The sequence below is a fragment of the Hydrogenophaga sp. FG152 genome (genome assembly GCF_057809615.1).
Genome location: NZ_JBMDKH010000021.1, coordinates 58,589 through 79,301, shown reverse-complemented (window position 1 = coordinate 79,301; position 20,713 = coordinate 58,589). Strand labels below are relative to the sequence as shown.

Annotated in this window: 18 protein-coding genes; 10 read left to right on the top strand and 8 right to left on the bottom strand. The window is 69.0% G+C overall.

Features of this window, described 5'->3' with window-relative positions; translation table 11 throughout:
• Nucleotides 1-116: 116 nt before the first annotated feature.
• Both ACODTB_RS22110 and ACODTB_RS22105 read left to right on the top strand, forming a co-directional pair.
• A complete protein-coding gene (locus tag ACODTB_RS22110; protein ID WP_291117688.1) occupies nucleotides 117-515 on the top strand; it encodes a hypothetical protein in 399 nt (132 codons plus the stop codon).
• A 399-nt stretch (nucleotides 516-914) separates the two neighbouring features.
• The gene (locus tag ACODTB_RS22105) at nucleotides 915-1,559 is read left to right on the top strand and encodes an N-acetyltransferase (protein WP_291117685.1); all 645 of its coding nucleotides are present in this window, start codon (nucleotides 915-917) and stop codon (nucleotides 1,557-1,559) included.
• A gap of 7 nt (nucleotides 1,560-1,566) precedes the next feature.
• Here ACODTB_RS22105 and ACODTB_RS22100 read toward each other — a convergent pair whose 3' ends face one another.
• Complete coding sequence (locus tag ACODTB_RS22100) at nucleotides 1,567-2,484, bottom strand: LysR family transcriptional regulator (protein WP_291117682.1); 918 nt, start codon at nucleotides 2,482-2,484, stop codon at nucleotides 1,567-1,569.
• Between the two features lie 107 nt (nucleotides 2,485-2,591).
• Here ACODTB_RS22100 and ACODTB_RS22095 point away from each other — a divergent pair, with 107 nt between their 5' ends.
• From ACODTB_RS22095 to ACODTB_RS22080, 4 genes are all read left to right on the top strand, one after another.
• Nucleotides 2,592-3,575, top strand: coding sequence for a TRAP transporter substrate-binding protein (locus tag ACODTB_RS22095; RefSeq protein ID WP_488929733.1), 984 nt, complete (start codon nucleotides 2,592-2,594; stop codon nucleotides 3,573-3,575).
• A 71-nt stretch (nucleotides 3,576-3,646) separates the two neighbouring features.
• Nucleotides 3,647-4,162: a TRAP transporter small permease gene (locus tag ACODTB_RS22090; protein ID WP_291117676.1), complete on the top strand. Its 516-nt coding sequence runs from the start codon at nucleotides 3,647-3,649 to the stop codon at nucleotides 4,160-4,162.
• Nucleotides 4,163-4,185: 23 nt separating this feature from the next.
• Nucleotides 4,186-5,469 (top strand): TRAP transporter large permease, encoded by a 1,284-nt coding sequence (locus ACODTB_RS22085; protein ID WP_291117673.1) that lies wholly within the window; start codon nucleotides 4,186-4,188, stop codon nucleotides 5,467-5,469.
• Nucleotides 5,469-5,717, top strand: a complete 249-nt coding sequence (locus ACODTB_RS22080; protein ID WP_291117670.1) for a hypothetical protein — start codon at nucleotides 5,469-5,471, stop codon at nucleotides 5,715-5,717. The genes ACODTB_RS22085 and ACODTB_RS22080 overlap by 1 nt, the downstream gene beginning before the upstream one ends.
• Before the next feature lie 12 nt (nucleotides 5,718-5,729).
• Here the strand turns inward: ACODTB_RS22080 and ACODTB_RS22075 are convergent, their stop codons facing one another.
• Together ACODTB_RS22075 and ACODTB_RS22070 are read right to left on the bottom strand one after the other, a co-directional pair.
• The gene (locus ACODTB_RS22075) at nucleotides 5,730-6,212 is read right to left on the bottom strand and encodes a hypothetical protein (RefSeq protein WP_291117667.1); all 483 of its coding nucleotides are present in this window, start codon (nucleotides 6,210-6,212) and stop codon (nucleotides 5,730-5,732) included.
• On the bottom strand, nucleotides 6,209-8,287 hold the full coding sequence (locus tag ACODTB_RS22070; RefSeq protein ID WP_291117664.1) for an ATP-dependent helicase: 2,079 nt from the start codon (nucleotides 8,285-8,287) through the stop codon (nucleotides 6,209-6,211). Before ACODTB_RS22070 ends, ACODTB_RS22075 begins: the two co-directional genes overlap by 4 nt.
• Before the next feature lie 102 nt (nucleotides 8,288-8,389).
• Between ACODTB_RS22070 and ACODTB_RS22065 the strand changes: the two genes are divergently transcribed.
• The gene (locus tag ACODTB_RS22065) at nucleotides 8,390-9,352 is read left to right on the top strand and encodes an AEC family transporter (protein ID WP_291117660.1); all 963 of its coding nucleotides are present in this window, start codon (nucleotides 8,390-8,392) and stop codon (nucleotides 9,350-9,352) included.
• Nucleotides 9,353-9,462: 110 nt separating this feature from the next.
• A complete protein-coding gene (katG, locus tag ACODTB_RS22060) occupies nucleotides 9,463-11,607 on the top strand; it encodes a catalase/peroxidase HPI (RefSeq protein ID WP_291117657.1) in 2,145 nt (714 codons plus the stop codon).
• Between the two features lie 55 nt (nucleotides 11,608-11,662).
• Here the strand turns inward: katG and ACODTB_RS22055 are convergent, their stop codons facing one another.
• Nucleotides 11,663-12,631, bottom strand: coding sequence for an MBL fold metallo-hydrolase (locus tag ACODTB_RS22055; RefSeq protein ID WP_291117654.1), 969 nt, complete (start codon nucleotides 12,629-12,631; stop codon nucleotides 11,663-11,665).
• 140 nt (nucleotides 12,632-12,771) lie between these two features.
• On the opposite strand from ACODTB_RS22055, the gene ACODTB_RS22050 reads away from it, so the two are divergent.
• Together ACODTB_RS22050 and ACODTB_RS22045 are read left to right on the top strand one after the other, a co-directional pair.
• Nucleotides 12,772-13,275: a GAF domain-containing protein gene (locus ACODTB_RS22050; RefSeq protein ID WP_291117651.1), complete on the top strand. Its 504-nt coding sequence runs from the start codon at nucleotides 12,772-12,774 to the stop codon at nucleotides 13,273-13,275.
• The gene (locus ACODTB_RS22045) at nucleotides 13,272-13,679 is read left to right on the top strand and encodes a response regulator (protein ID WP_291117648.1); all 408 of its coding nucleotides are present in this window, start codon (nucleotides 13,272-13,274) and stop codon (nucleotides 13,677-13,679) included. Before ACODTB_RS22050 ends, ACODTB_RS22045 begins: the two co-directional genes overlap by 4 nt.
• A 95-nt stretch (nucleotides 13,680-13,774) precedes the next feature.
• Here ACODTB_RS22045 and priA read toward each other — a convergent pair whose 3' ends face one another.
• From priA to ACODTB_RS22025, 4 genes are all read right to left on the bottom strand, one after another.
• A complete protein-coding gene (priA, locus tag ACODTB_RS22040; protein ID WP_488929728.1) occupies nucleotides 13,775-15,919 on the bottom strand; it encodes a replication restart helicase PriA in 2,145 nt (714 codons plus the stop codon).
• A gap of 445 nt (nucleotides 15,920-16,364) precedes the next feature.
• Complete coding sequence (gene hemE, locus ACODTB_RS22035) at nucleotides 16,365-17,468, bottom strand: uroporphyrinogen decarboxylase (RefSeq protein WP_488929727.1); 1,104 nt, start codon at nucleotides 17,466-17,468, stop codon at nucleotides 16,365-16,367.
• Nucleotides 17,469-17,649: 181 nt separating this feature from the next.
• On the bottom strand, nucleotides 17,650-18,276 hold the full coding sequence (locus ACODTB_RS22030) for a redoxin domain-containing protein (protein WP_488929726.1): 627 nt from the start codon (nucleotides 18,274-18,276) through the stop codon (nucleotides 17,650-17,652).
• A 46-nt stretch (nucleotides 18,277-18,322) separates the two neighbouring features.
• Nucleotides 18,323-20,542 (bottom strand): protein-disulfide reductase DsbD family protein, encoded by a 2,220-nt coding sequence (locus ACODTB_RS22025; protein ID WP_488929725.1) that lies wholly within the window; start codon nucleotides 20,540-20,542, stop codon nucleotides 18,323-18,325.
• Between the last annotated feature and the right edge of the window lie 171 nt (nucleotides 20,543-20,713).

The window sequence follows — 20,713 nt, the reverse complement described above, 5'->3', positions numbered from 1 at the left end:
CAGAATCAATCAGATATCGCAAAGCCCATCCCTCGCGATGGGCTTTTCCATTTCCGGGCTCGGCCTTTCCACGCGGTCGGCGCGAAACCAGCCCCCCATTCCCCTCTGGAGATCCGATGCCTGTTGTGACCCCGGCGCCTGCGCGCGATGACGACCTGTTGAGCCGCTTCACCCAAGGCCTGGTGACCCGCACGCTGGCGCATGTGGCCGAAGAGGCCCGGCTGGATGGCGAAAGCCTGAAGAACGCGGTGGACCGGTACGAGATCGACTACGCCTGGCACGTGCTCGGCTCTGAGCGGCTGCGGGAGGCGGTGCTCTGCGCAGTGGAGGCGCGGCTCGGCCACCCGGCCGACGCAGGGCAACAAGCGGCCGTGCGCGACCTGCTGCAGGCCGCCGCCGCCGCGCAGCCCAGCGATGCGCTCATGAGCTTCGACAACGATGTGCCGGCGCACCTGAGCCAGTTGTTGGTCGGTGTGCCTGATGCGCCTGTCGCGGCGGCCGCAGAAACCGCCTGAACGCAATACCGCACCTCCCGCGTGCGATATGGGTGCGCCCCTAACATCCCGCGTTGACAACCATCAGTCGTCCAGCGGAGCGTTTGTTTCTTCATGTCGGGTGCGCCTCTTCACACAAGCCCGCGCCACCTTGGTGATGGCGTGGGTGCGCGCGCGCCCGTTCTTCATCGCCGATGCCCTCGTCGGCCGCGTCGCCATGCCCGTGGGCCTCTGGCCGCACATTCGTTTCGCGTTGACCTGAGCGTGACAGGTCAACGCCTCCGGCGCATCGAGGCCTGCGGCTAGCCCGCGGCCCGAGTCCACTCCCTCCACGCACCTGCCGCCCGGCCCTCTTCGCCAAGGCCGTTCCACGCCCGCGCTCGCGCGCGGCCGTGCCTGCACGTCTGGAGTTTTCCGTCCATGGTTCTCACCCTTTCGCCTCCACCTTCCTGGTCGTTCGCGCCACCTGCTTGGTGGCGCCGGTGCACGGAGCTGCGCATCGACGTGGAGCGTCCCAGCCAGCCCATGGAGGACGCCTTCGGTTCAATCTACGACCGCATCCACCAGCCCGGTGATCGCCTGCATGGCATTCCCGCCATCCCGCTGAACGATCCGGACCTCGTGGTGCGCTACCGCGAGGCCGATGGCGAGTTCTATGTGTATGTGGAAGACGTCCGGCACCGACGGCTGGCGGGCTACACGGTGTTCAACCGCCTCATCGAAGTCAACCGCGCGGCCGACCGCGTGGTGCGCGCCCCCCATTCCAGCTACGGCGAGGCCTACCAGCGGCGCGGCCTGGCGAGCGCCATCTACCGTTGGGGCCTGGGCGCGGGCCTGTGTCTGGTGACCGGCGCGCGCCAGTCGCCGGGTGCGCACGCGCTGTGGCGTTCGCTGGCGCGTGATCATGAGCTGGGCTGCGTGCGCCTGCAGGACAAGACCCTGACCTACCTCGGGCCGGAGGTGGCGCCCGAGGTGATGGACGCGCTGCACACGCGCATGTTGTTGCTCGGCAGCGGCTGGACGCTGGCGCGTTTCGCTGCCGCGACCGGCATGCGAGGGATTTGAACGGCCATCAGCGCAGGGCGGGCGGGCGCCGCTTCTTCCACGAGCGGGACGCCTCGGCCGCGATGTCGATGAAGTTCTTCACCGCCGGGTTGCGATCCTGCGTGCGGTAGAGCAGGCCCATGCGCACGATCGGGCTGGGCTCCTTCGGCACCACGTAGGCCACGCCCGGGCGCTGCAGCTGCGAGAGCGAGGACGGAATGAGCGAGATGCACAGGCCGGTGGACACGATGGAGATGATGGTCTGCATCTGGCGCGCGTATTGCACGATCTCGGGCGTGAAGCCGGCGCGCGCGCAGTAGTCCTGCACCGCGTCGTACAGGCCGGGCGCCATCGGGCGGCCGAACAGCACGAAGGGCTGGTGCTTGAAGAGCTTCATGCTCGGGCTCTTCATGTGCGCCTCCTTCATGCTGTCGGGCAAGGCCAGCACCAGGCGCTCGTCGAACAGCGGCTGGAACGACAGGCCGGGCTCGTTGATCGGCCCGGGCGCGATGCCAATGTCGATCTTGTTGGTCTTGAGGTTGGGCACCTGCATGTCCAGCGTCTCTTCCGACAGGTGCAGCTCGATGCCGGGGTAGCGCTCGCGGCAGAGCTTGAGGGTCTGGGGCAGCATGGTGACGTTGGCGATCGACACGAAGCCCACCGCCAGCGAGCCGGTGTCGCCGCGCGCGCTGCGCTGCGCCAGGATGCGCGCGTGTTCCAGCCGCGCGAGCACCGCACGCACTTCCACGTAGTAGGTCTGCGAGGCCGGCGTCATGACCACGCCCCGGTTGGTGCGCTCGAACAGTTGCACCCCGAGTTCTTCCTCCAGGGCCTTGATCTGGACCGAGAGGGGCGGCTGGCTGATGTGCAGGCGCTCGGCCGCGCGCATGAAGTTCAGCTCTTCGGCGACGGCGATGAAATAGCGGAGTTGCCGGATGTCAGGCATACGAAAATCATATAGCAGAGGCCTGCAAACGGTATTGGCTCGAATGCCGGCATCTCAATACAGTGGCGACCGCCATACCCGGCATACAACGATCGGAGACAAACATGATGTCCATTTCCCGCCGCGCCGGCCTGCTGGCCGTGGGCGCCGCAGTCCTTGCCATCAGCACCGCTGCGCATGCCCAGACCCGCGAAGTCAAGATCGGCTACGCCCTGGCCCCGAACTCGCACTACGGTGCCGGCGCCAATGCCTGGGCCGCTTCGTTCGAGAAGGCCACGAATGGCCAGTTCAAGTTCCGTCAATTCCCCTCCAGTGCGCTGGGTGGCGAGCGCGAGCTGCTCGAAGGCCTGCAGCTGGGCACCGTGGAAGCGGCCATCGTCTCCTCTGGCACGCTGAGCAACTTCGTGCCCGAGGTCGGTGTGACCGACATTCCCTTTCTGTTCCGCGACATCAACCACGCACGCAGCGTGCTCGACGGCCCGATCGGGCAGGACCTGCTGGGCAGGTTCAAGTCGCGCAACCTGGTCGCGCTGGCCTGGGGCGAGCAGGGTTTCCGCCACATCACCAACGGCAAGCACCCGATCACCAAGCCCGAAGACCTCAAAGGCCTGAAGATCCGCACGATGGAAAACCCGGTGCACATCACCGCCTTCCGCACGCTGGGCGCCGCGCCCACGCCCATGGCCTGGCCCGAAGTCACCGGCGCGCTGCAGCAAGGCACCATCGACGGTCAGGAGAACCCGATCTCGGTGATCGCCTCGGCCAAGCTCTCGGCCGTGCAGAAGCACCTGGCGCTCACGGGCCACGTGTATTCGCCGGCCATGCTGCTGGTCTCGCCCAAGTTCTGGGACTCGCTCAACGACGGCCAGAAGGCCGCCGTGACCGCGGGCGCCAAGGAAGGCGCGAAGGCCATGCGCCAGTTCGTCGACGACATCGAGAAGAAGGGTGTGGACGAGTTGCGCGCCCAGGGCATGCAGATCACCGAGGTGCCCAACAAGGCGCCGTTCCAGCAGGCCCTCTCGCCGGCCTACCAGCAGTACGCCTCCAAGTACGGCAAAGAGCTGATCGACCGCATCGCCAACGCGAAGTGACCGTCTGACCCCCCACCGCCCGGCCCCGTGCCGGGTGGTTCGCTTTGGCACGAGCGCCGCAGGAACCCCCCATGATCGACCGATTCGAGAACGCCCTGGTGGCCGTCAACCGCTGGGTGCTGATCCTGCTGTTGGCGGCGATGTCCGTCATCGTGTTCGCCAACGTCGTGCTGCGCTACACCACCAACGACTCCATCGTCTGGGCCGAAGAGGTCGCGCGCCACCTCATGATCTGGGGCACCTTTCTCGGCGCCGGGCTGGTGCTGCGCTTCGGTGGGCACGTGGCGATCGACAACCTGCACCAGGCCGTGCCCACGCCGCTGGCGCGGGTGCTGCGCGCGCTGGTGGTGCTGCTGATCGCGGGTTTCTGCGTCTCGATGACGTACTTCTCCATCGTCTACACCAGCGTGATGCGGTTCCAGACCACGCCCGCCACCGGCATCTCGTTCGCCTGGATCTACTCGGCCTTGCCCGCGGGCTTCATCCTGATGCTGGTGCACCTGGCCTTCCTGGTGCGGCGCTACGTGATCGACGGCCGCTTCCACGAGTCGCCCGAGATGGACGCCGAGGCGGCCGCCTCGCTCTGAGCCCCTGACGCGGAACCCCCATCATGGTCATCACCCTGTTCGTCGCCGCCGTCGTGCTCATGCTGATCGGCGTGCCCGTGGCGTTCTCGCTCGCCATCGCCGCCGCCCTGGCCGTGGCCCTGGGCGGGCACTACCCGCAGATCATCGTCTTCAAGGAAATGTTCACCGGCGTGGACAGCTTCCCGTTGATGGCGGTGCCCTTCTTCATCCTCGCGGCCGAGATCATGTCGGGCGGGGCGCTCACGCTGGTGCTGCTGCGCTTCGCCTCGCAGTTCGTTGGCCACCTGCGCGGCGGCCTGGGTTACGCCAACGTGTTGTCGCTCACCATCTTTTCGGGCATCTCGGGCTCGGCCCTGGCGGACGCTGCCGGCCCGGGCTCGATGATGGTGCGCATGATGGACAAGGCCGGCTACGACCGCGCCTACGCCGCCGCGCTGACCGCCAGCACGGCCATCGTGGGGCCCATCATTCCACCCTCGATCATCATGATCATCTACGCGCTGCAGGACGAACACGTCTCCGTCGGCGCGCTGTTCATCGCCGGTTTCATCCCCGGCCTGCTGATCGCCGCCGCCATGAGCTGGGTCAACTGGTGGGTCTGCCGCCAGCGCGACTTCCGCTCCGACGCCCCACGCCCCACCGGCCGCGAGATGCTCATGAACACCATCAAGGCCGTGCCCGCGCTGTTCCTGGTGGTGATCATCCTGGTCGGCATCCGCTTCGGCGTCTTCACGCCCACCGAAGCCTCGGTGGTCGCGGTGTTCTACGCGCTGGTCTGCGGCAAATGGGTCTACGGCACGCTCAAGTGGTCGGCGCTGCCCGGCATCGCGGCGCGCTCGGCCATGCTCACCGCCTCGGTGCTGTTCGTGGTGGCGGCCTCGTCGGCCTTTGCCTGGGTGCTCACCATCGAAGGCGTGCCGCAGGACCTGGCGCAGGCCATCATCGGCTGGGACCTCTCGCCCGTCACCTTCCTGATCGCGGTGAACATCCTGCTGCTGCTGTTCGGCATCTTCATGGAGCCGCTGCCCGGGGTCACCATCCTCGTGCCCATCCTGGCGCCGATCGCGGCCGCGCTGGGCATCGACCCGATCCACTTCGCGATGGTGGTCATCGTCAACCTCACGCTGGGCATGATCACGCCGCCCGTGGGCGGGCTGCTGTTCGTCACCTCGGTGGCGACCAAGGTGCCGCTGATGGCCCTCACGCGCGAGCTGCCACCCTTCCTGTGGGCCCACCTCGTGGTGCTGTTGCTGCTCACCTTCGTGCCCGCGATCTCCACCTGGCTGCCGCACGCGCTGGGCTTCTGATGCGCCGCACCACCCGCTCCAGCCCCGGCGCGGCCGTGTCGCCGCAGGGTGAGATCACCGACGTGGTGCTGGACCGCGGCCTGTCGCTGCACTTCTTCGACGAGGGTGTGGCCGTCATGTCTTCGCGCATCGAGTCCGGCGAGGGTTACGCGCAGTTCAGCAAGCGCGACCTGCAGGTGCTGGTGGATTTTTTCCAGGCGCCGGAAAACCGGCACCTGCTGCAACCGCCGGCGAATCCCCGCCCCTGATGCGTCAGGGGCTCAGCGCCAGCCCGACACTTTCTTCAGCACGAAATTCATCACCGGCTCGGGCGGCGTGCCGCGCCCCAGGGCGGAGCGGCGGATGCCGCGCAGTTCCTGGCCGCATCCCGGGGCGGTGACGAGGCCTTCCCACACCGCGTCCATGCTCACGCCGTCGGCCGACTCGTCGAGGTTGAACTCGCCGTCCACGACGTCCCCGGACACCACCGCCTGCCGGTCGTTGCCGGCGGTGGTGCGCTTCAGGCTGCCGCGCACGCTGTCCGGGTACTCCGGGTGGCGCTCGAACAGCAACGCGCCGGTGGAGGCGGGCGCGGCCTCGCTGCCCCCCTCCTGCGGCCACAGCACCAGCTGCCACAAGCCGTAGAGCTGGCTGGGCGCCATGTCGCCGGGTTGGCTGCAGACGGTCGGGGGCGTGGCCGGCGCTTGCGCATGGCCGGCGCCGGCCAGCAGCGCCCACGCGGCGGCGAGGCAGAGGTGTTTCATGAGGCGGGGTCGGCCGCCTTCTGGGCGGCCTGGTCGGTGGCGCGTTGCGCGAACTCGGCGCGCAGCGCGCGCAGTTTCTCGCGCGGGTCTTCCTTCACGGTGGCTTGGTCCAGCGCCATCTCCTTGATGAAGCGGCTGGCCTGCCCGGGAACGCTCTCGCGCCCCTTCTTGCGGCGTTTGAGCCAGCTCACCGCCAGCGTGCGCTGCGCGCGCGTGATGCCCACGTACATCAGGCGGCGCTCTTCCTGCAGGCGCTGCGCCATGTCGGCCGCCTGCGCGTCGCTCTGGCCGGGCTCCTCGTCCATCTTGAACGGCAGCAGGCCCTCGTTCACGCCGACCAGCATCACATGGGGCCACTCCAGACCCTTGGAGGCGTGCAGCGTCGAGAGCGTCACCACGTTCTGGTCTTGCTCGCGCTCGCTCAGCGTGGAGAGCAGGGCGATCGTCTGCACCACCTCGAGCAGGCTCTTGCGCTCGCTCTCGATCTTCACGCCGTCCTCTTCCTCCAGCTTGCCGCCGCAGCGCCCGGCGACCCAGTCGCAGAAGTCCATCACGTTGGTCCAGCGCGCGGCCGCCACCTTCTCGTTGTCCTCGCTGTCGTAGAGGTGCTTCTCGTAGTCGATGTCCTTGAGCCACTCGGTGAGGAAGGCGCGAGCGGCCTCGTGGCCCACGGTGTGGCGCGCGCGGTACTCCAGGTCGTTCACCGCGCGGCCGAACTCGTGCAGCGTGGCCACCGCGCGCGGGGGCAGGGCGGTCCCCAGCGAGTTGGCGAACAGCGCCTCGAACAGGCTCAGCTTGTACTGCGTGGCGAAGGCCCCCAGCTGCTGCAGCGTGGTGTGGCCGATGCCGCGCTTGGGCGTGGTGGCCGAGCGCAGGAAGGCCGGGTCGTCGTTGTTGTTCACCAGCAGGCGCAGCCAGGCGCAGAGGTCGCGGATCTCGGCCTTGTCGAAGAAGCTCTGGCCGCCCGAGACCTTGTAGGGCACCTGCGCGCGGCGCAGCGACTGTTCGAACGGGCGCGCCATGTGGTTGGCGCGGTAGAGGATGGCGAAGTCGCGCCACTCCTTGTGCTGCGAGCTCGCGCGCAGGCTCAGGATGCGCGCCACCGCGCGCTCGGCCTCGTGATCCTCGTTGTCGGCATCGACCACGCGCACCGGTTCGCCTTCGCCCAGGTCGCTCCACAGCGTCTTGGGAAACAGCTTGGGGTTGGGGCCGATGACGTTGTTCGCCGCGCGCAGGATCGCGCTGGTGGAGCGGTAGTTCTGCTCCAGCTTGATGACCTTGAGCTCGGGGTAGTCTTGCGGCAGCTTCTTCAGGTTGTCCAGCGTGGCGCCGCGCCAGCCGTAGATGGACTGGTCGTCGTCGCCCACGGCGGTGAAGCGCCCGCGCTCGCCCACCAGCAGCTTGAGCAGCTCGTACTGCGTGGCGTTGGTGTCCTGGTACTCGTCCACCAGCACGTGGCCCATCTTCTTCTGCCAGCGCGCGCGCACGTCCTCGTGCTCGCGCAGCAGCTTGAGCGGCAGGGTGATGAGGTCGTCGAAGTCCACGCTCTGGTAGGCCACCAGGCGCTCTTCGTAGCGCGCCATGATGGTCGCCATCACGCGCTCGTTTTCGTCCTTGGCCTGAGCGAGGGCCTGTGCCGCGTTCATGCCTGCGCCCTTCCACGCGCTGATGCCCCACTGCCAGCCGCGCGCGGTGGCCGCGTCGGTGGTGCCGCCGCAGTCCTTGAGCAGGCTGGTGATGTCGTCGGTGTCGAGGATGGAGAACTGCTTCTTCAGGCCCAGCACCTCGCCGTCGTCGCGCAGCAGGCGCACGCCCAGTGCGTGAAAGGTGCAGATCAGCACCTTGCGGGCGTCGCGCCCCACCAGCTGGGCCGCGCGTTCGCGCATTTCGGCGGCGGCCTTGTTGGTGAAGGTGATGGCGGCGATGCGGTCGGCCGCCAGGCCGGCCTGGATGAGCCGGCCGATCTTGTGCGTGATCACGCGCGTCTTGCCCGAGCCCGCGCCCGCGAGCACCAGGCAGGGCCCCGCTAGGTGGTTCACGGCTTCCAGTTGCGCGAGGTTCAGGCCGTGGGACATGGAGGGAGGCGGGCGGGCGTCGGGAAAGGCGGGAAAAGAGCGTTGGATCATACCGGGCGGGGTGTCGCGGGTCGCCCACGGGCGCCTGAGACAATCGGCCCCGTGCTGCACATCCTGCTGGTCACCTTCCCCTTCTTCGCGCTCGTGCTCGCCGGCTACGTCGCCGCGCGCCGGCGCTTGCTGCCGCTGGAGGCCATTCCCGGGCTCAACGGCTTCGTGCTGTTCTTCGCGCTGCCCTGCATGCTGTACCGCTTCGGTTCCACCACGCCGATCGCGCAGCTGCTCGATGGCTGGGTGGCCGGCCTGTACCTGCTGTGCGGCCTTATCGTGGTGGGCGCCACCATCGCCTTCACGCGCAACGCGCGCATCCGCTGGAACGACGCGTCCCTGGGCGCGCTGGTGGCGGCCTTTCCCAACTCGGGCTTCATGGGCGTGCCGCTGATCGTGGCCCTGCTCGGCGCGTCGGCGGCCGGCACCGTCATCCTCACCATGGTGGTGGACATGGTGATCACCAGCTCGTTGTGCATCGCGCTCTCGCGCCTGGACGAGGCGCAGGGCCAGGGCCGCTCGGCGGTGGCCGAGGCCACGCGCAAGGCGCTCAAGGGTGTGCTCACCAACCCCATGCCCTGGGCCATCGTGCTCGGCGGCCTGGCCTCGGCCTGGGCCTTCACCCTGCCCAAGCCGGTGGAGCAGACGGTGTGGCTGCTGGCCGATTCGGCCTCGCCCGTGGCGCTGTTCACCATTGGCGCGGTGCTGGCGCGCGCGCAGATGACCGCCAACCACCCCATGCCCCTGGCCGACTACCTGCCGGTGGCGCTGATGAAGCTCTTCGTGCACCCGCTGCTGGTGCTCGCCGTGGGCTGGCTGGCCATCCGCGCGGGTGCGCCGCTGCCGTGGCCGACGCTGGTGGTGATGGTGCTGGTGGCCGCGCTGCCCAGCGCGAGCAACGTCTCGCTGCTGGCCGAGCGCTTCGGCGCGGACAATGGGCGCATCGCCCGCATCATTCTCGTGACGACCGCGGCGGCTTTCCTGACGTTCTCCGGGGCCGTGGCGCTGCTGACCTGAAGCGCAATAGGCACTGCCTATGCCCTTCATCCAGGCATTTGTTTTGACACTCCGGGGGTGGCTCTCTAAAGTGCGTTGGCTCATCCCCGCCAACCACAAAGGAGATCCCCATGTCAGAAGCCAAGTGCCCCTTCCACCACGGTTCCGGTGTCGGAACCAGCAACAAGGACTGGTGGCCGAACCAGCTGCGCATGGATGTGCTGAACCAGCACTCCGCCAAGTCCAACCCGCTGGGCGAATCGTTCGACTACGCGGCCGAGTTCAAGAAGCTGGACTACAAGGCACTCAAGGCCGATCTGAACAAGTTGATGACCGACAGCCAGGACTGGTGGCCCGCCGATTTCGGCCACTACGGCCCGCAGTTCGTCCGCATGGCCTGGCACTCGGCCGGCACCTACCGCACCACCGATGGCCGGGGCGGCGGTGGCCGCGGCCAGCAGCGCTTCGCGCCGCTGAATTCTTGGCCCGACAACGTCAACATCGACAAGTCGCGCCGCCTGCTCTGGCCGATCAAACAGAAGTACGGCCAGCAGATTTCCTGGGCCGATCTCATGATCCTCGCGGGCAACGTGGCGCTGGAGTCCATGGGCTTTCGCACCTTCGGCTTCGCGGCGGGCCGTGAGGACGTGTGGGAACCCGATACCGACGTGAGTTGGGGCGCCGAGACCAAGTGGCTGGGTGACGACCAGCGCTTCGAGGGCGACCGTGTCCTGGTCAAGAGCCTGGGCGCGACGCACATGGGCCTGATCTATGTGAACCCCGAAGGCCCGAACGCCAGCGGCGACTACATGGCCGCGGCCAAGGACATTCGCGCCACCTTCTACCGCATGGCCATGGACGACGAGGAGATCGTCGCGCTGATCGCGGGCGGGCACACCTTCGGCAAGGCGCATGGCGCGGCGCCCGAATCGCACAAGGGCGCAGAGCCCGAGGGCGGCACGATCGAGGCCCAAGGCCTGGGCTGGACCAGCAACTTCGGCAGTGGACATGGCAAGGACACCGTCTCCAGCGGCCTGGAGGTGACCTGGACCACGACCCCCGCGCAATGGAGCAACAACTTCTTCGAGAACCTGTTCAAGTTCGAATGGGAAGAGGAGCGCAGCCCGGCGGGCGCCAGGCAGTGGGTCGCCAAGGACGCGCCGGAGATCATCCCCGATGCGCACGTGCCCGGTCTGAAGCACAAGCCCAAGATGCTCACCACCGACCTGACGATGCGCTTCGACCCCGAGTTCGGCAAGATCTCCCAGCGCTTCCTCAACGACCCGCAGGCGTTCGCCGAAGCCTTCGCCCGCGCCTGGTTCAAGCTGACGCACCGCGACATGGGGCCCAAGGCCCGCTACCTCGGCCCCGAAGTGCCGAAGGAAGACCTGATCTGGCAGGACCCGCTGCCCGCGGCCACGCACAACCCCACGGCGGCGGACATCGCCGACCTCAAGGCCCGGATCGCGGCCTCGGGCCTGTCGGTGAGCGAGCTGGTCTCGGTGGCCTGGGCGTCTGCGTCCACCTTCCGCGGGGGCGACAAGCGCGGTGGCGCCAACGGCGCGCGCCTGGCGCTCGCACCGCAGAAGGACTGGGCGGTCAACAAGGTGGCGGTTGCCGCGCTGCCCAAGCTGGTGGAGATCCAGAAGGCCTCGGGCAAGGCTTCGCTGGCCGACGTGATCGTGCTCGCGGGCGGGGTTGGCGTCGAGCAGGCCGCCAAGGCCGCGGGTGTCGCGGTGGACGTGCCGTTCACGCCGGGGCGTGTCGATGCGCGGCAGGACCAGACCGATGTCGAATCCTTCGCCGTGCTGGAGCCCGAGGCCGATGGCTTCCGCAATTACAAGGCGGGCAAGAGCGCCGCGTCGACGGAAGCGCTGCTGGTGGACAAGGCCCAACTGCTCACGCTGACGGCGCCCGAAATGACCGCGCTGGTGGGCGGCCTGCGCGTGCTCGGCGCCAATGCCGACGGCAGCCAGCACGGTGTGTTCACCGACCGGGTGGGCGCGCTCACCAACGACTTCTTCGTCAACCTGCTGAACATGAACACGGTGTGGACGCCGGTGGGCGCCGATGCCGAACTGTTCGAAGGCAAGGACCGCAAGAGCGGCCAGCCGCGGTACACCGCCACCCGCAACGACCTGGTGTTCGGCTCCAACTCGGTGCTGCGCGCCTACGCCGAGGTGTACGCCAGCGCGGACGGCCAGCGCAAGTTCGTGAAGGACTTCGTGGCCGCCTGGGCCAAGGTCATGAACCTGGACCGGTTCGACATCGCCTGATCGGCCCGGCCGGCCGCTGGACTCCAAGCCCCGGGACGTCGAGCCCCGGGGCTTTTCATTTCCTGGTCAGCGCCTCCTGCTCCAGCAGCAAGTAGGTGTTGTAGGCGTTCATGCGGTTGGCCGGGCCGAACATGGGCATGGCCTCGAAGGCGGACCAGTCGGTCTTGTCGTAGGCCTCTTCGAACGGCACGAAGTTCTCGACAGCCTCGCCCATGCTCTGGCGCAGGTGCTTGAGGTAGTCGCGCGTGGTGCCGATGTCCTTCTTCGGGTCGGTGGACGCGGCGCCGTGGCCGGGCACGACCGCGTTGGCGTCGAAGGCCAGCAGGCGTTCCAGCGACAGGATCCACTGGCGGCTGTTGGCCTGGCCCACGAAGGGCAGGCGGCCATTGAAGAACAGGTCGCCCGCGAACAGCACCTTCTCCGAGGGCACGAACACCGTGAGGTCTTCGGGCGTGTGGGAGGGCCCGACCGGCGTGAGGTCGAACACCACGCCGCCGACCTTCAGGGCGGTGGGCCCGTCGATCCAGACGTCGGCCGGCACGATGCGGGTCTGCTCGTTGATCCAGGGCGCGAGATCGGTGCGCGAGGCTTCCAGGCGCAGGCGCGCGGTGTCCGACTGGATGTACTCGCGCGACGCGCTGTGCGCGATGATCTTCGCCCCCAGTTGCTGGAAGTGCTGCAGGCCGTAGATGTGGTCGGCGTGGTAGTGGGTCAGGATCACGTGGGTGATCGGCTTGTCGGTCCGTTGGCGGATCACCTGCGTGAGCCGCTCGGCCAGTCGGGGCGAGCCCAGCGCGTCCACCACCACCACGCCGTCGGGGGTGACCACGAAACCGGCGTTGCTGATGAAGTTCTGGTTCCTGGTCGAGCCCAGCTGGGTCAGGCCCTGCACGTAGTAGCTGTGGGGGCCCACCGCCTCGACGGTCATGGCCGGGCCGGTGTCGGCCGCGGGCTGGGCCTGGGCGGCGAAGGTGGCCAGGGCGATCAGGGGCGCAAGCCACCAGCGAAGGGAAAGTCGGGGCACGGGTCGTCTCCAGTAGTCTTGCCTGCTCTTATATCGCAATTTACTTATATTTGAGCGTGGTCGGCTTTGCGGGTCTCACGTTTCCGGGCTGGCTGCCGATCTTCAAGGCGAGCCGGCGACAGCGTCGGCCAGGAGCCCGCATGATCAAGCCCCCTTTGCCGCACAACGAAGCGAAGCGCCTGAAGGCGCTGCGCGACCTGGTGATCCTGGACACGCCGCCCGAAGCGCGTTTCGACCGCATCTCGGCGTTCGCGGCCAAGGAGTTCAACGTGCCGATTGCGCTGGTGTCGCTGGTCGATCACGATCGCCAGTGGTTCAAGTCGTCCTTCGGCCTGGAGGATGTGCAGGAGACGCCGCGCGACATTTCCTTCTGCGGCCACGCGGTGGCGATGGCGAAGACGCTGATCGTGCCCGATGCGCTGGCCGATCCCCGCTTCGCCGACAACCCCATGGTGGTGGGCCAGCCCTATGTGCGCTTCTACGCCGGGGCGCTGCTGCGCCTGCCATATGGGCAGGTGGTGGGCACGCTGTGCATCATGGACCGGCGCCCGCGCGATTTCGACAAACTGGACGAGGCCATCCTCAACGGCCTGCGCGACTTGGTGGTGGAGGAGCTGTTCCGGCGCGAGGAGGCGGTGTCGTGAGCGCCGCTGCGGGCCGGCCGCAGGTGCTGCTGATCGAACCCGATGGCCTGGTGCGCGGCACCGTGGCCTCGGTGTGCCGCGAGTTGCAGCTGGTGCGGCTGCAGCAGGCGACCAGCATCGCCCAGGGCGAGAAATGGATGCAGAGCAACGTCGACCACGGCCTGCTGCTCTCGCTGGCCGAGCGCGACGCGGCCTTGGCTCTGCTCACGCGGCTGCGCGCGGGTGAACTGCGCTGCGAGGCCGACATTCCGGTGGCGGTGATGGCGGCCAGCGCCGACGCGGAGCTGGTGGTGCGGCTCAAGGAGCTGGACGTGCGCCGGCTGCTGCTGCAGCCCTTCCGCCTGCGCGACGTGGTGCACACGCTGGAGCAGCTCTGGCCGATGCCGGAAATCCTCGTCGCCTGAAGAGGCGCCCTCCAGAACACCGCGGGTCCGGCTGCGCCGGCCCGCAGGTGTTGCCCCCTGGGGGGTGACGCCGCAGGCGGCGCGGGGGGATCCCTCTAGATCGCAAGGGGGTCCACGTCCACCGCGAAGCGGACCAGGCCACGCGCCTGCGGCAGGCTGCGGCACTCCAGCAGCACCGGCTGCCAGGCGCTCAGGAAGCGCTGCAACGCGGCGCGCGAGACGGCCTCCACCAGCAACTGCGCGCGCTCCACGTTGGCCACGCGCTGGATGGTCAGCGGCACTGCCGGGTAGAGCGTGATCTCGTCGCGGTGCGGCAGGCCGTCGGCGGCCTGCGCGGCTGCGTTCAGGTAGGCCTGGGCCGCCTGCTGGGTGCGGGCGTCGGCGCGCAGCAGCGCCTGGTGGCCGAAGGGCGGCATGCCCGCGCTTTCGCGCTCGCCCAGCTGCTGCGCGGCGAAGGCCGGGAAGTCGTGCCGGCGCAGCGCCGCGAACAGCGGGTGCTGAGGCGTCCAGGTCTGCACCCACAGCTCGCTCTCGCTGCCCTGGCTGCTCACGAAAGCCGCGTCGCGCCCGGCGCGCCCGCCGGCCTGCATCAGCAGCGCGAACAGGCGCTCGGGCGCGCGGTAGTCGCTGGCGAACAGGCCGGAGTCGGCGTTGATGCCGGCCACCAGCGTGATGCGGCGGAAGTCGTGGCCTTTGGCGATCATCTGGGTGCCCACCAGCACGTCCACCTCGCCGCTGTGCATGGTGGCGAGCTGCTGTTCCAGGCTGCCCTTGAGGCGGGTCGAGTCGGCGTCCATGCGCGCCACGCGCGCGGGCCCGCCGTCGGGGCGCTTCACGTCGGCCAGCAGGCTGGCGAGTTGCTCTTCCACCTGCTCGGTGCCTTTGCCGATGGGCGCGATGTCGAGGTTGCCGCATTCGGGGCAGGCGCGCGGCACGCGCTCGGTGAAGCCGCAGTGGTGGCAGCGCAGCGTGCGGTCCAGCTTGTGGAACACGCGAAAGGCGCTGCAGTGCGGGCAGGCGCTCTTCCAGCCGCAGTCGTGGCAGGCCAGCACCGGGGCGTAGCCGCGCCGGTTGAGCAGCACCATGCATTGCTCGCCACGCGCGATGCGCTCGGCCATCGCCGCCACCAATGGCGGGGCGAGCACCGCGCCCTTGGGCTGGTGGTTCATGTCGACCAGGCGCAGGCGCGGCAGCGCGCCGCCGCCGATGCGCGCCGGCATGGCCAGGCGCAGGTAGCGGCCCTGGTCGGCTGCGTGCCAGCTCTCCAGCGAGGGCGTGGCCGAGCCGAGCACGACGCGGCAGCGCGCCGCCGGGTCGTCACCATCGGCCACCAGCGCCTCGGTTTCCACCTTGGCGCGGTAGACCGCCAGATCGCGTGCCGAGTAGCGCGCGCCTTCCTGGCTCTTGTAGCTGGGGTCGTGCTCTTCGTCGACCACGATCAGGCGCAGCCCGGGCAGGCTGGCCAGCACCGCCATGCGCGTGCCCAGCACGATGCGCGCCTGGCCGGTGTGCGCCGCGAGCCAGCCGCTCAGGCGCTGCGCGGGCGTCATGCCGCTGTGCAGGCAGACCAGGGCACCTGCACCGAACAGAGGCTCGAAGCGCTCGCGAAAGCGCGCCTCCAGTTGCGGCGTGAGGTTGATCTCCGGCACCATCACCAGCACCTGCGCGTCGGCCCTCGCCTGCAGCACGTGCTGCGTGGCCTGCAGGTAGACCTCGGTCTTGCCGCTGCCGGTGGCGCCGTACAGCAGCACCGGGGCTTGCGCGGCTTCGAGCGCCTGGAGGGCTTCGCGCTGTTCGTCGCTCAGGTCCAGGCCGGTGGCGGCGGGCTGCTCGGTGGCGTCCACTGGCGCCCGCGTGGCCTGCTGTTTCTGCTGCTTCTTGAGGCGGCGGGCGAGTTGCACGGCATCGAGGTCGCGCAACTGCGGCGGCAGGGCGGCCAGCGCCACCTCGCCCAGGCTGCGCTGGTAGTACTGCGCCGCGAAACGCACCAGCTGGCGCCAGCGCGCGTTGAGGGGCGGCAGGCCGTCGAGCACGCCGGCCACGGTTTTGGTCTGGGCTTCGGTCAGGCCTTCGGGGGGCTGGTCGGGGCATTCCCAGACCACGCCCAGCACCTCCCGGGCACCCAGCGGCACCCGCACCAAGGTGCCCGGTGCGAGCGACAACTCACTCCGGTAAGTCAGGCTGGCGCCCACCCCGCTGTGGGCCGGGGTGGCCACGACGACGCTGGGCCAGAAAGCCATGCTTAGCGCCCATTCCTCAGCTGGACTGTCGGAACTCGCGCTAAGTTGTTGATTTGACAGAGCATCAGAACATATCCAGACTTTTTGTGGATAACTTTGTTGATAGTTTGCCTGCGCGCCGTCGGAAGCCTTGCAAATCAAGGGTTTGCTTAAACTGCCCGCAAAAAAAGCAGAAACTAAAATCTATATGAATCAATGACTTACGAGGCACTTGTGGGATTTGTCTGGCGCCTGGCCGCGGCGAGCCTCATGGCGCACCGCAGCACGAGTTTTGTGCATAAGTAAGGCGTGTCAAGTGACTTTTTCGGCATTATTTGTGTTATGGCCGGTTCAGACGGCGGCTTTTTGACGCCTTCATGACGCCAGAACGGGGCGTTGCATCCGCCGAACCACGAGCGCTGGAGCAGGCCAAAAGCCCCGGCCCAGCTGCAAAAATGGAAGCGCTTCAGGCCGCCTGGCGCAGCCGCCGGGAATGCGAATGCACCGCATCCACGAGCACCGACACATGCTCCGGCGGCGTGTGCTGGCTGATGCCGTGGCCCAGGTTGAAGATGTGCGTGGGGCCCGTGCCAGCGCCTTGGTGCGGCCGGCCGAAGCTCTCGAGCACCGCGGCCACCTCGGCCTCGATGCGCTCGGGCGGCGCGAACAGCACGTTGGGGTCGATGTTGCCCTGCAGCGCCTTGCCGTGGGCGCCTTCGCCCACCTGGGCGCGCGCGCGGGCCAGGTTCACGGTCCAGTCCAGGCCCAGGGCGTGGCAGTCGAGGTCCTTCATGTCGTCCAGCCACAGGCCGCCACCCTTGGTGAAGACGATGCGCGGGATCACCACGCCGTCGTGTTCGCGCTTGAGCTGCGCCAGCACGCGGCGTGTGTAGGCCAGGCTGAAGTCCTGGAACTTGCCATCGGCGAGCACGCCGCCCCAGCTGTCGAACACCATCACGGCCTGCGCGCCGGCCTCGATCTGCGCGTTGAGGTAGGTCGCCACCGCGTCGGCGTTGACCGCGAGGATGCGGTGCATCAGGTCGGGGCGCGCGTACATCAGCGACTTCACGGCACGGTAGTCGTCGCTGCCGCCGCCTTCGACCATGTAACAGGCCAGCGTCCAGGGGCTGCCCGAAAAACCGATCAGGGGCACGCGGCCGTTGAGTGCCTTGCGGATCGAGGTGACGGCGTCGAACACGTAGCGCAGCTTGTCCATGTCGGGCACGGCGAGCGCGGCCACGTCGGCCTCGGTGCGCACGGTCTTCTCGAACTTCGGGCCTTCGCCGAGGGCGAACGACAGGCCCAGGCCCATGGCGTCAGGCACGGTGAGGATGTCGCTGAACAGGATGGCCGCGTCCAGCGCGTAGCGTTCCAGCGGCTGCAGTGTCACCTCGGTCGCGTAGTCGGTGTTGGTCGCCAGCCCCATGAAGCTGCCGGCCAGCGCGCGCGTGGCGCGGTACTCGGGCAGGTAGCGGCCGGCCTGGCGCATGAGCCAGACCGGCGTGTGATCGGTGGATTGGCGAAGGCAGGCGCGCAGAAAAGTGTCGTTCTGCAGGGGGGCAAAGGGCATGTCGGTATTGGGGGACTGGGGGTGGGGGTATCGGGGGATTATCCCGCGGGGTCATGACGAAGCGCGATCCGCTGCGTGAGGTGTGCATCGGTCCAGGGACACCGAGGGTCCGGCTCCGCCGGCCCCAGGTGTCGCCCCCCTTTCAGGGGGGAGCCGCGAAGCGGCGCAGGGGGTGGGTCGGCTACGCCGACCCGTTCCGATACTTGATGCCACAGCCGTAGGCCCGGCTGGTGGCCACGCTCAGGGGCTTGCCCGCGCGCAGTTCGCCCAGGCCCTGGCGCACATAGTTGGTGGCCTTGGCGATGTCGTCCACCCGCGCCGAGGGGATGCTGTCGATGCCGCCGGCGTACACCAGCAGGCCCTGTGCATTGACGATGTACATGTGCGGGGTGACGCGCGCGGCATAGGCCTCACCCACCTTGCCGTCCTCGTCCATCAGCGTGGCGGTGGGGCTGGCCTGTTTCTCGGTCATCCAGCGGCCGAGCTGCTGGGGCGACTGGTAGTCCGCGCTGTCATCGCGCGTGGAGTTGATCGTGAGCCACACCACGCCCTGGGTGGTGGCTTCCTTCTGCAGCGCCTGCATGTTGCCCTGGTAGTGCTTGCGCACGAAGGGGCAGCCGGGGTTGTTCCACTCCAGCACCACGGTCTTGCCCTTGAAGTCCGAGAGCCGGACGGGCTTGCCGGTGGTGTCCTGAAGGCTGAAGTCGGGCGCGGCCTGGCCCACACCGGGGGCTGCGAACGCGGGCGTGACCAGCATCGTGCCCAGGGGCGAAAAGACGGCCAGGGCGAGCAGGGGACGGCGTTGCATGGTGGACTCCTAATGAAACGGTTGACGAACGATGGCCCCGGCCGGCTCAGAGCCGGGCCAGCGCCGCGCGGACCTCCTCGACACTGAGCACTTCGGTCAGCACCTGCGGGGTCTGGCCGTTCCTGTAGATCGCGTACACCGGCACGCCATTGCGACCCAGGCTGGCGAGCGCGGCCGTCACGGCCGGGTCGCGGCGGGTCCAGTCGGCGCGCAGCAGGGCCACGTTCTTGCCGGCCATGTCGCCGAGCACGCTGGCGTCGGCCAGGGTGGTGCGCTTGTTGTACTGGCAGGTCACGCACCAGGCGGCGGTGAAGTCCACGAACACCGGGCGGCCTTGCGCGACCAGCTCGGCCTGCGCCTGCGGGCTCCACGGTTGCCAGCTCACGCCCTCGACCGCCGTGGCCACGGCCTGGCCGGGGGTGGGGTCCTGCAGGCGCGTCACGTTCGGGCCGATGGTCCAGCCCAGCCAAGCCAGGCCGGCGAGCGAGAGCGCGGCGATCACGGTGCGTCCGCGCCCGCGCAGGCCCAGGGCCCAGACCAGCAGGGCGAGCACCACCAGCAGCATGAGCAGCGCGGCCGCGCCGTCGATGCCGCTTTGCTGGCCCAGCACCCACAGCAGCCAGACCACGGTGGCGAACATGGGAAAGGCCATGAGGTGGCGGAAGGTGGCCATCCAGGCACCCGGGCGCGGCAGCGCGCGCGCCACCGCCGGCACCCAGCTGGCGAGCAGGTAGGGCAGGGCCATGCCCAGGCCCAGCGCGGCGAACACGGCCAGCGCTTGCGCGGCCGGCAGGGCGATGGCCAGGCCGAGTGAGGCGCCCATGAAGGGCGCGGTGCAGGGCGAGGCGATGGCGGTGGCCAGCACGCCGGTGAGGAAGGCGTCGGTGGTCGGGTTGCGCGCCTGCAGGCTGGCGATGCGGCTGGGCAGCACGCTGCCGAACTCGAACAGGCCGGCCAGGTTGAGTCCGATCAGGGTGAACAGCACGGCCAGCGCGGCCACGACGCCCGGACTTTGCAACTGGAAGCCCCAGCCAAGTTGTTCACCGGCCGCGCGCAGCCCGAGCAGCAGCGCACCGAGCGCGACGAAGGAGAGCACCACGCCGGCGGTGTAAGCGATGCCGTTGGCGCGGTGGGCGCGGCGGTTGTCGGCGTGCTGGGCGAAGGCCAGGACCTTGATGGCCAGCACCGGGAACACGCAGGGCATGAGGTTGAGGATCAGCCCGCCGAGCAGCGCGCCCAGCAGGGCCGCGCCCAGGGTGAGCGAGGTGGCGCCGCCCGCGGGGGCGGCGGCGGTCGCGCGGGCCGCATTGGCGTCCAGCGCGGCCTGCAGCGCCTCGGGCACCGCGGCGGGCAGGGGCGCGGCGGCCGGCCAGCTGCCTTGCACCGGCACGTCCAGACGCACGCCGGGACTGCCCGGCCCCTGGCCCGCCGGCGAGGCCTGGGCCACCACCAGCGTGAGCCGGTCCGGGCTGTCGCTGCGGTGCGGCGAGAGCGGCACGCGCGCCGTCCAGCGCTCGCCGTCCCAGGCCTGCGTCCAGGGCTGGCCGGGTTCGATCAGGCCGGCGGCTTCGGGGAAGAACTCCAGCGCCTGGCCGCGCCAGGCAGCGGGCAGGCCGCTGAGCGCCACGTTCAGGAAGCCGGGCTCGGGGGCGGTGCGGCTGTCCTGCGCAGGCTGGTCCTTGGGCGCGGCCTGGAAGCTGGCGTCGAAGGCGGCACCGTGCAGGCCGGTGGAGCCACGCACCGGCAGGCGCAGGGCGAAGTTCCCTTCTTCCGGGATGCATTCCTTGCGGCAGACCAGCCAGGTCGCCTGGAGCTTGACGTCAATGTGGCTGCCGGTGAAACCGGGGTCCACGGTCAGCGGCACCGGCAGCACCACGGTGCCGTCGTAGCCGTAATTGGCGAGGTTGCCAATCGGGAACTTGCGCGGCGTGGGCCAGGCGATGGCCCCGGCCGTCACGCCCGGCGGCAGCGTCCACTGCAGGTCGGTGGGCAGGCCGGAGTCGCCCGAGTTCTTCCAGTAGGTGTGCCATTCGGGCGCGTGGGTGATCTGCAGCCCGACCCAGATGGGCTGGCCCGGCCCGGCGCCTTCAGGGGCATGGGCCAGCAACTCGGCACGCGCCTGGTCGCTCTGCACCACGGTCTGCGCGGGTGCCGCACCCGACAGCAGGCCCTGGGCGGGCACCGAGAGGGGGGCGAGCGCCAGCAGCAGGGCGCCGAGCAGGTGGCGCGTGGCGTGGCGGACCGAGGAAAGGGCGTTGAGGGGCATCGGGCAACAGGCAGGGGGATCGGGGCGGGGCGGTGGCGCCGCCCGTGGGTATGAGAGGCCGGGCGCGCCCAAGTTCCTGGGGCAGGCCGCTCAAATATAAGCGAGCACTGTTTTTCCGTGCGCAGCGACACGCTGTGGGCTTTTCACCCAGGCTTCACAGGGCTTTCATGT

Coding starts and splice junctions, on each gene's coding strand:
- ACODTB_RS22110 (WP_291117688.1), top strand. CDS start 117: ATGCCTGTTGTGACCCCGGCGCCTGCGCGCGATGACGACCTGTTGAGC.
- ACODTB_RS22105 (WP_291117685.1), top strand. CDS start 915: ATGGTTCTCACCCTTTCGCCTCCACCTTCCTGGTCGTTCGCGCCACCT.
- ACODTB_RS22100 (WP_291117682.1), bottom strand. CDS start 2,484: ATGCCTGACATCCGGCAACTCCGCTATTTCATCGCCGTCGCCGAAGAG.
- ACODTB_RS22095 (WP_488929733.1), top strand. CDS start 2,592: ATGTCCATTTCCCGCCGCGCCGGCCTGCTGGCCGTGGGCGCCGCAGTC.
- ACODTB_RS22090 (WP_291117676.1), top strand. CDS start 3,647: ATGATCGACCGATTCGAGAACGCCCTGGTGGCCGTCAACCGCTGGGTG.
- ACODTB_RS22085 (WP_291117673.1), top strand. CDS start 4,186: ATGGTCATCACCCTGTTCGTCGCCGCCGTCGTGCTCATGCTGATCGGC.
- ACODTB_RS22080 (WP_291117670.1), top strand. CDS start 5,469: ATGCGCCGCACCACCCGCTCCAGCCCCGGCGCGGCCGTGTCGCCGCAG.
- ACODTB_RS22075 (WP_291117667.1), bottom strand. CDS start 6,212: ATGAAACACCTCTGCCTCGCCGCCGCGTGGGCGCTGCTGGCCGGCGCC.
- ACODTB_RS22070 (WP_291117664.1), bottom strand. CDS start 8,287: ATGTCCCACGGCCTGAACCTCGCGCAACTGGAAGCCGTGAACCACCTA.
- katG (WP_291117657.1), top strand. CDS start 9,463: ATGTCAGAAGCCAAGTGCCCCTTCCACCACGGTTCCGGTGTCGGAACC.
- ACODTB_RS22050 (WP_291117651.1), top strand. CDS start 12,772: ATGATCAAGCCCCCTTTGCCGCACAACGAAGCGAAGCGCCTGAAGGCG.
- priA (WP_488929728.1), bottom strand. CDS start 15,919: ATGGCTTTCTGGCCCAGCGTCGTCGTGGCCACCCCGGCCCACAGCGGG.
- hemE (WP_488929727.1), bottom strand. CDS start 17,468: ATGCCCTTTGCCCCCCTGCAGAACGACACTTTTCTGCGCGCCTGCCTT.
- ACODTB_RS22030 (WP_488929726.1), bottom strand. CDS start 18,276: ATGCAACGCCGTCCCCTGCTCGCCCTGGCCGTCTTTTCGCCCCTGGGC.
- ACODTB_RS22025 (WP_488929725.1), bottom strand. CDS start 20,542: ATGCCCCTCAACGCCCTTTCCTCGGTCCGCCACGCCACGCGCCACCTG.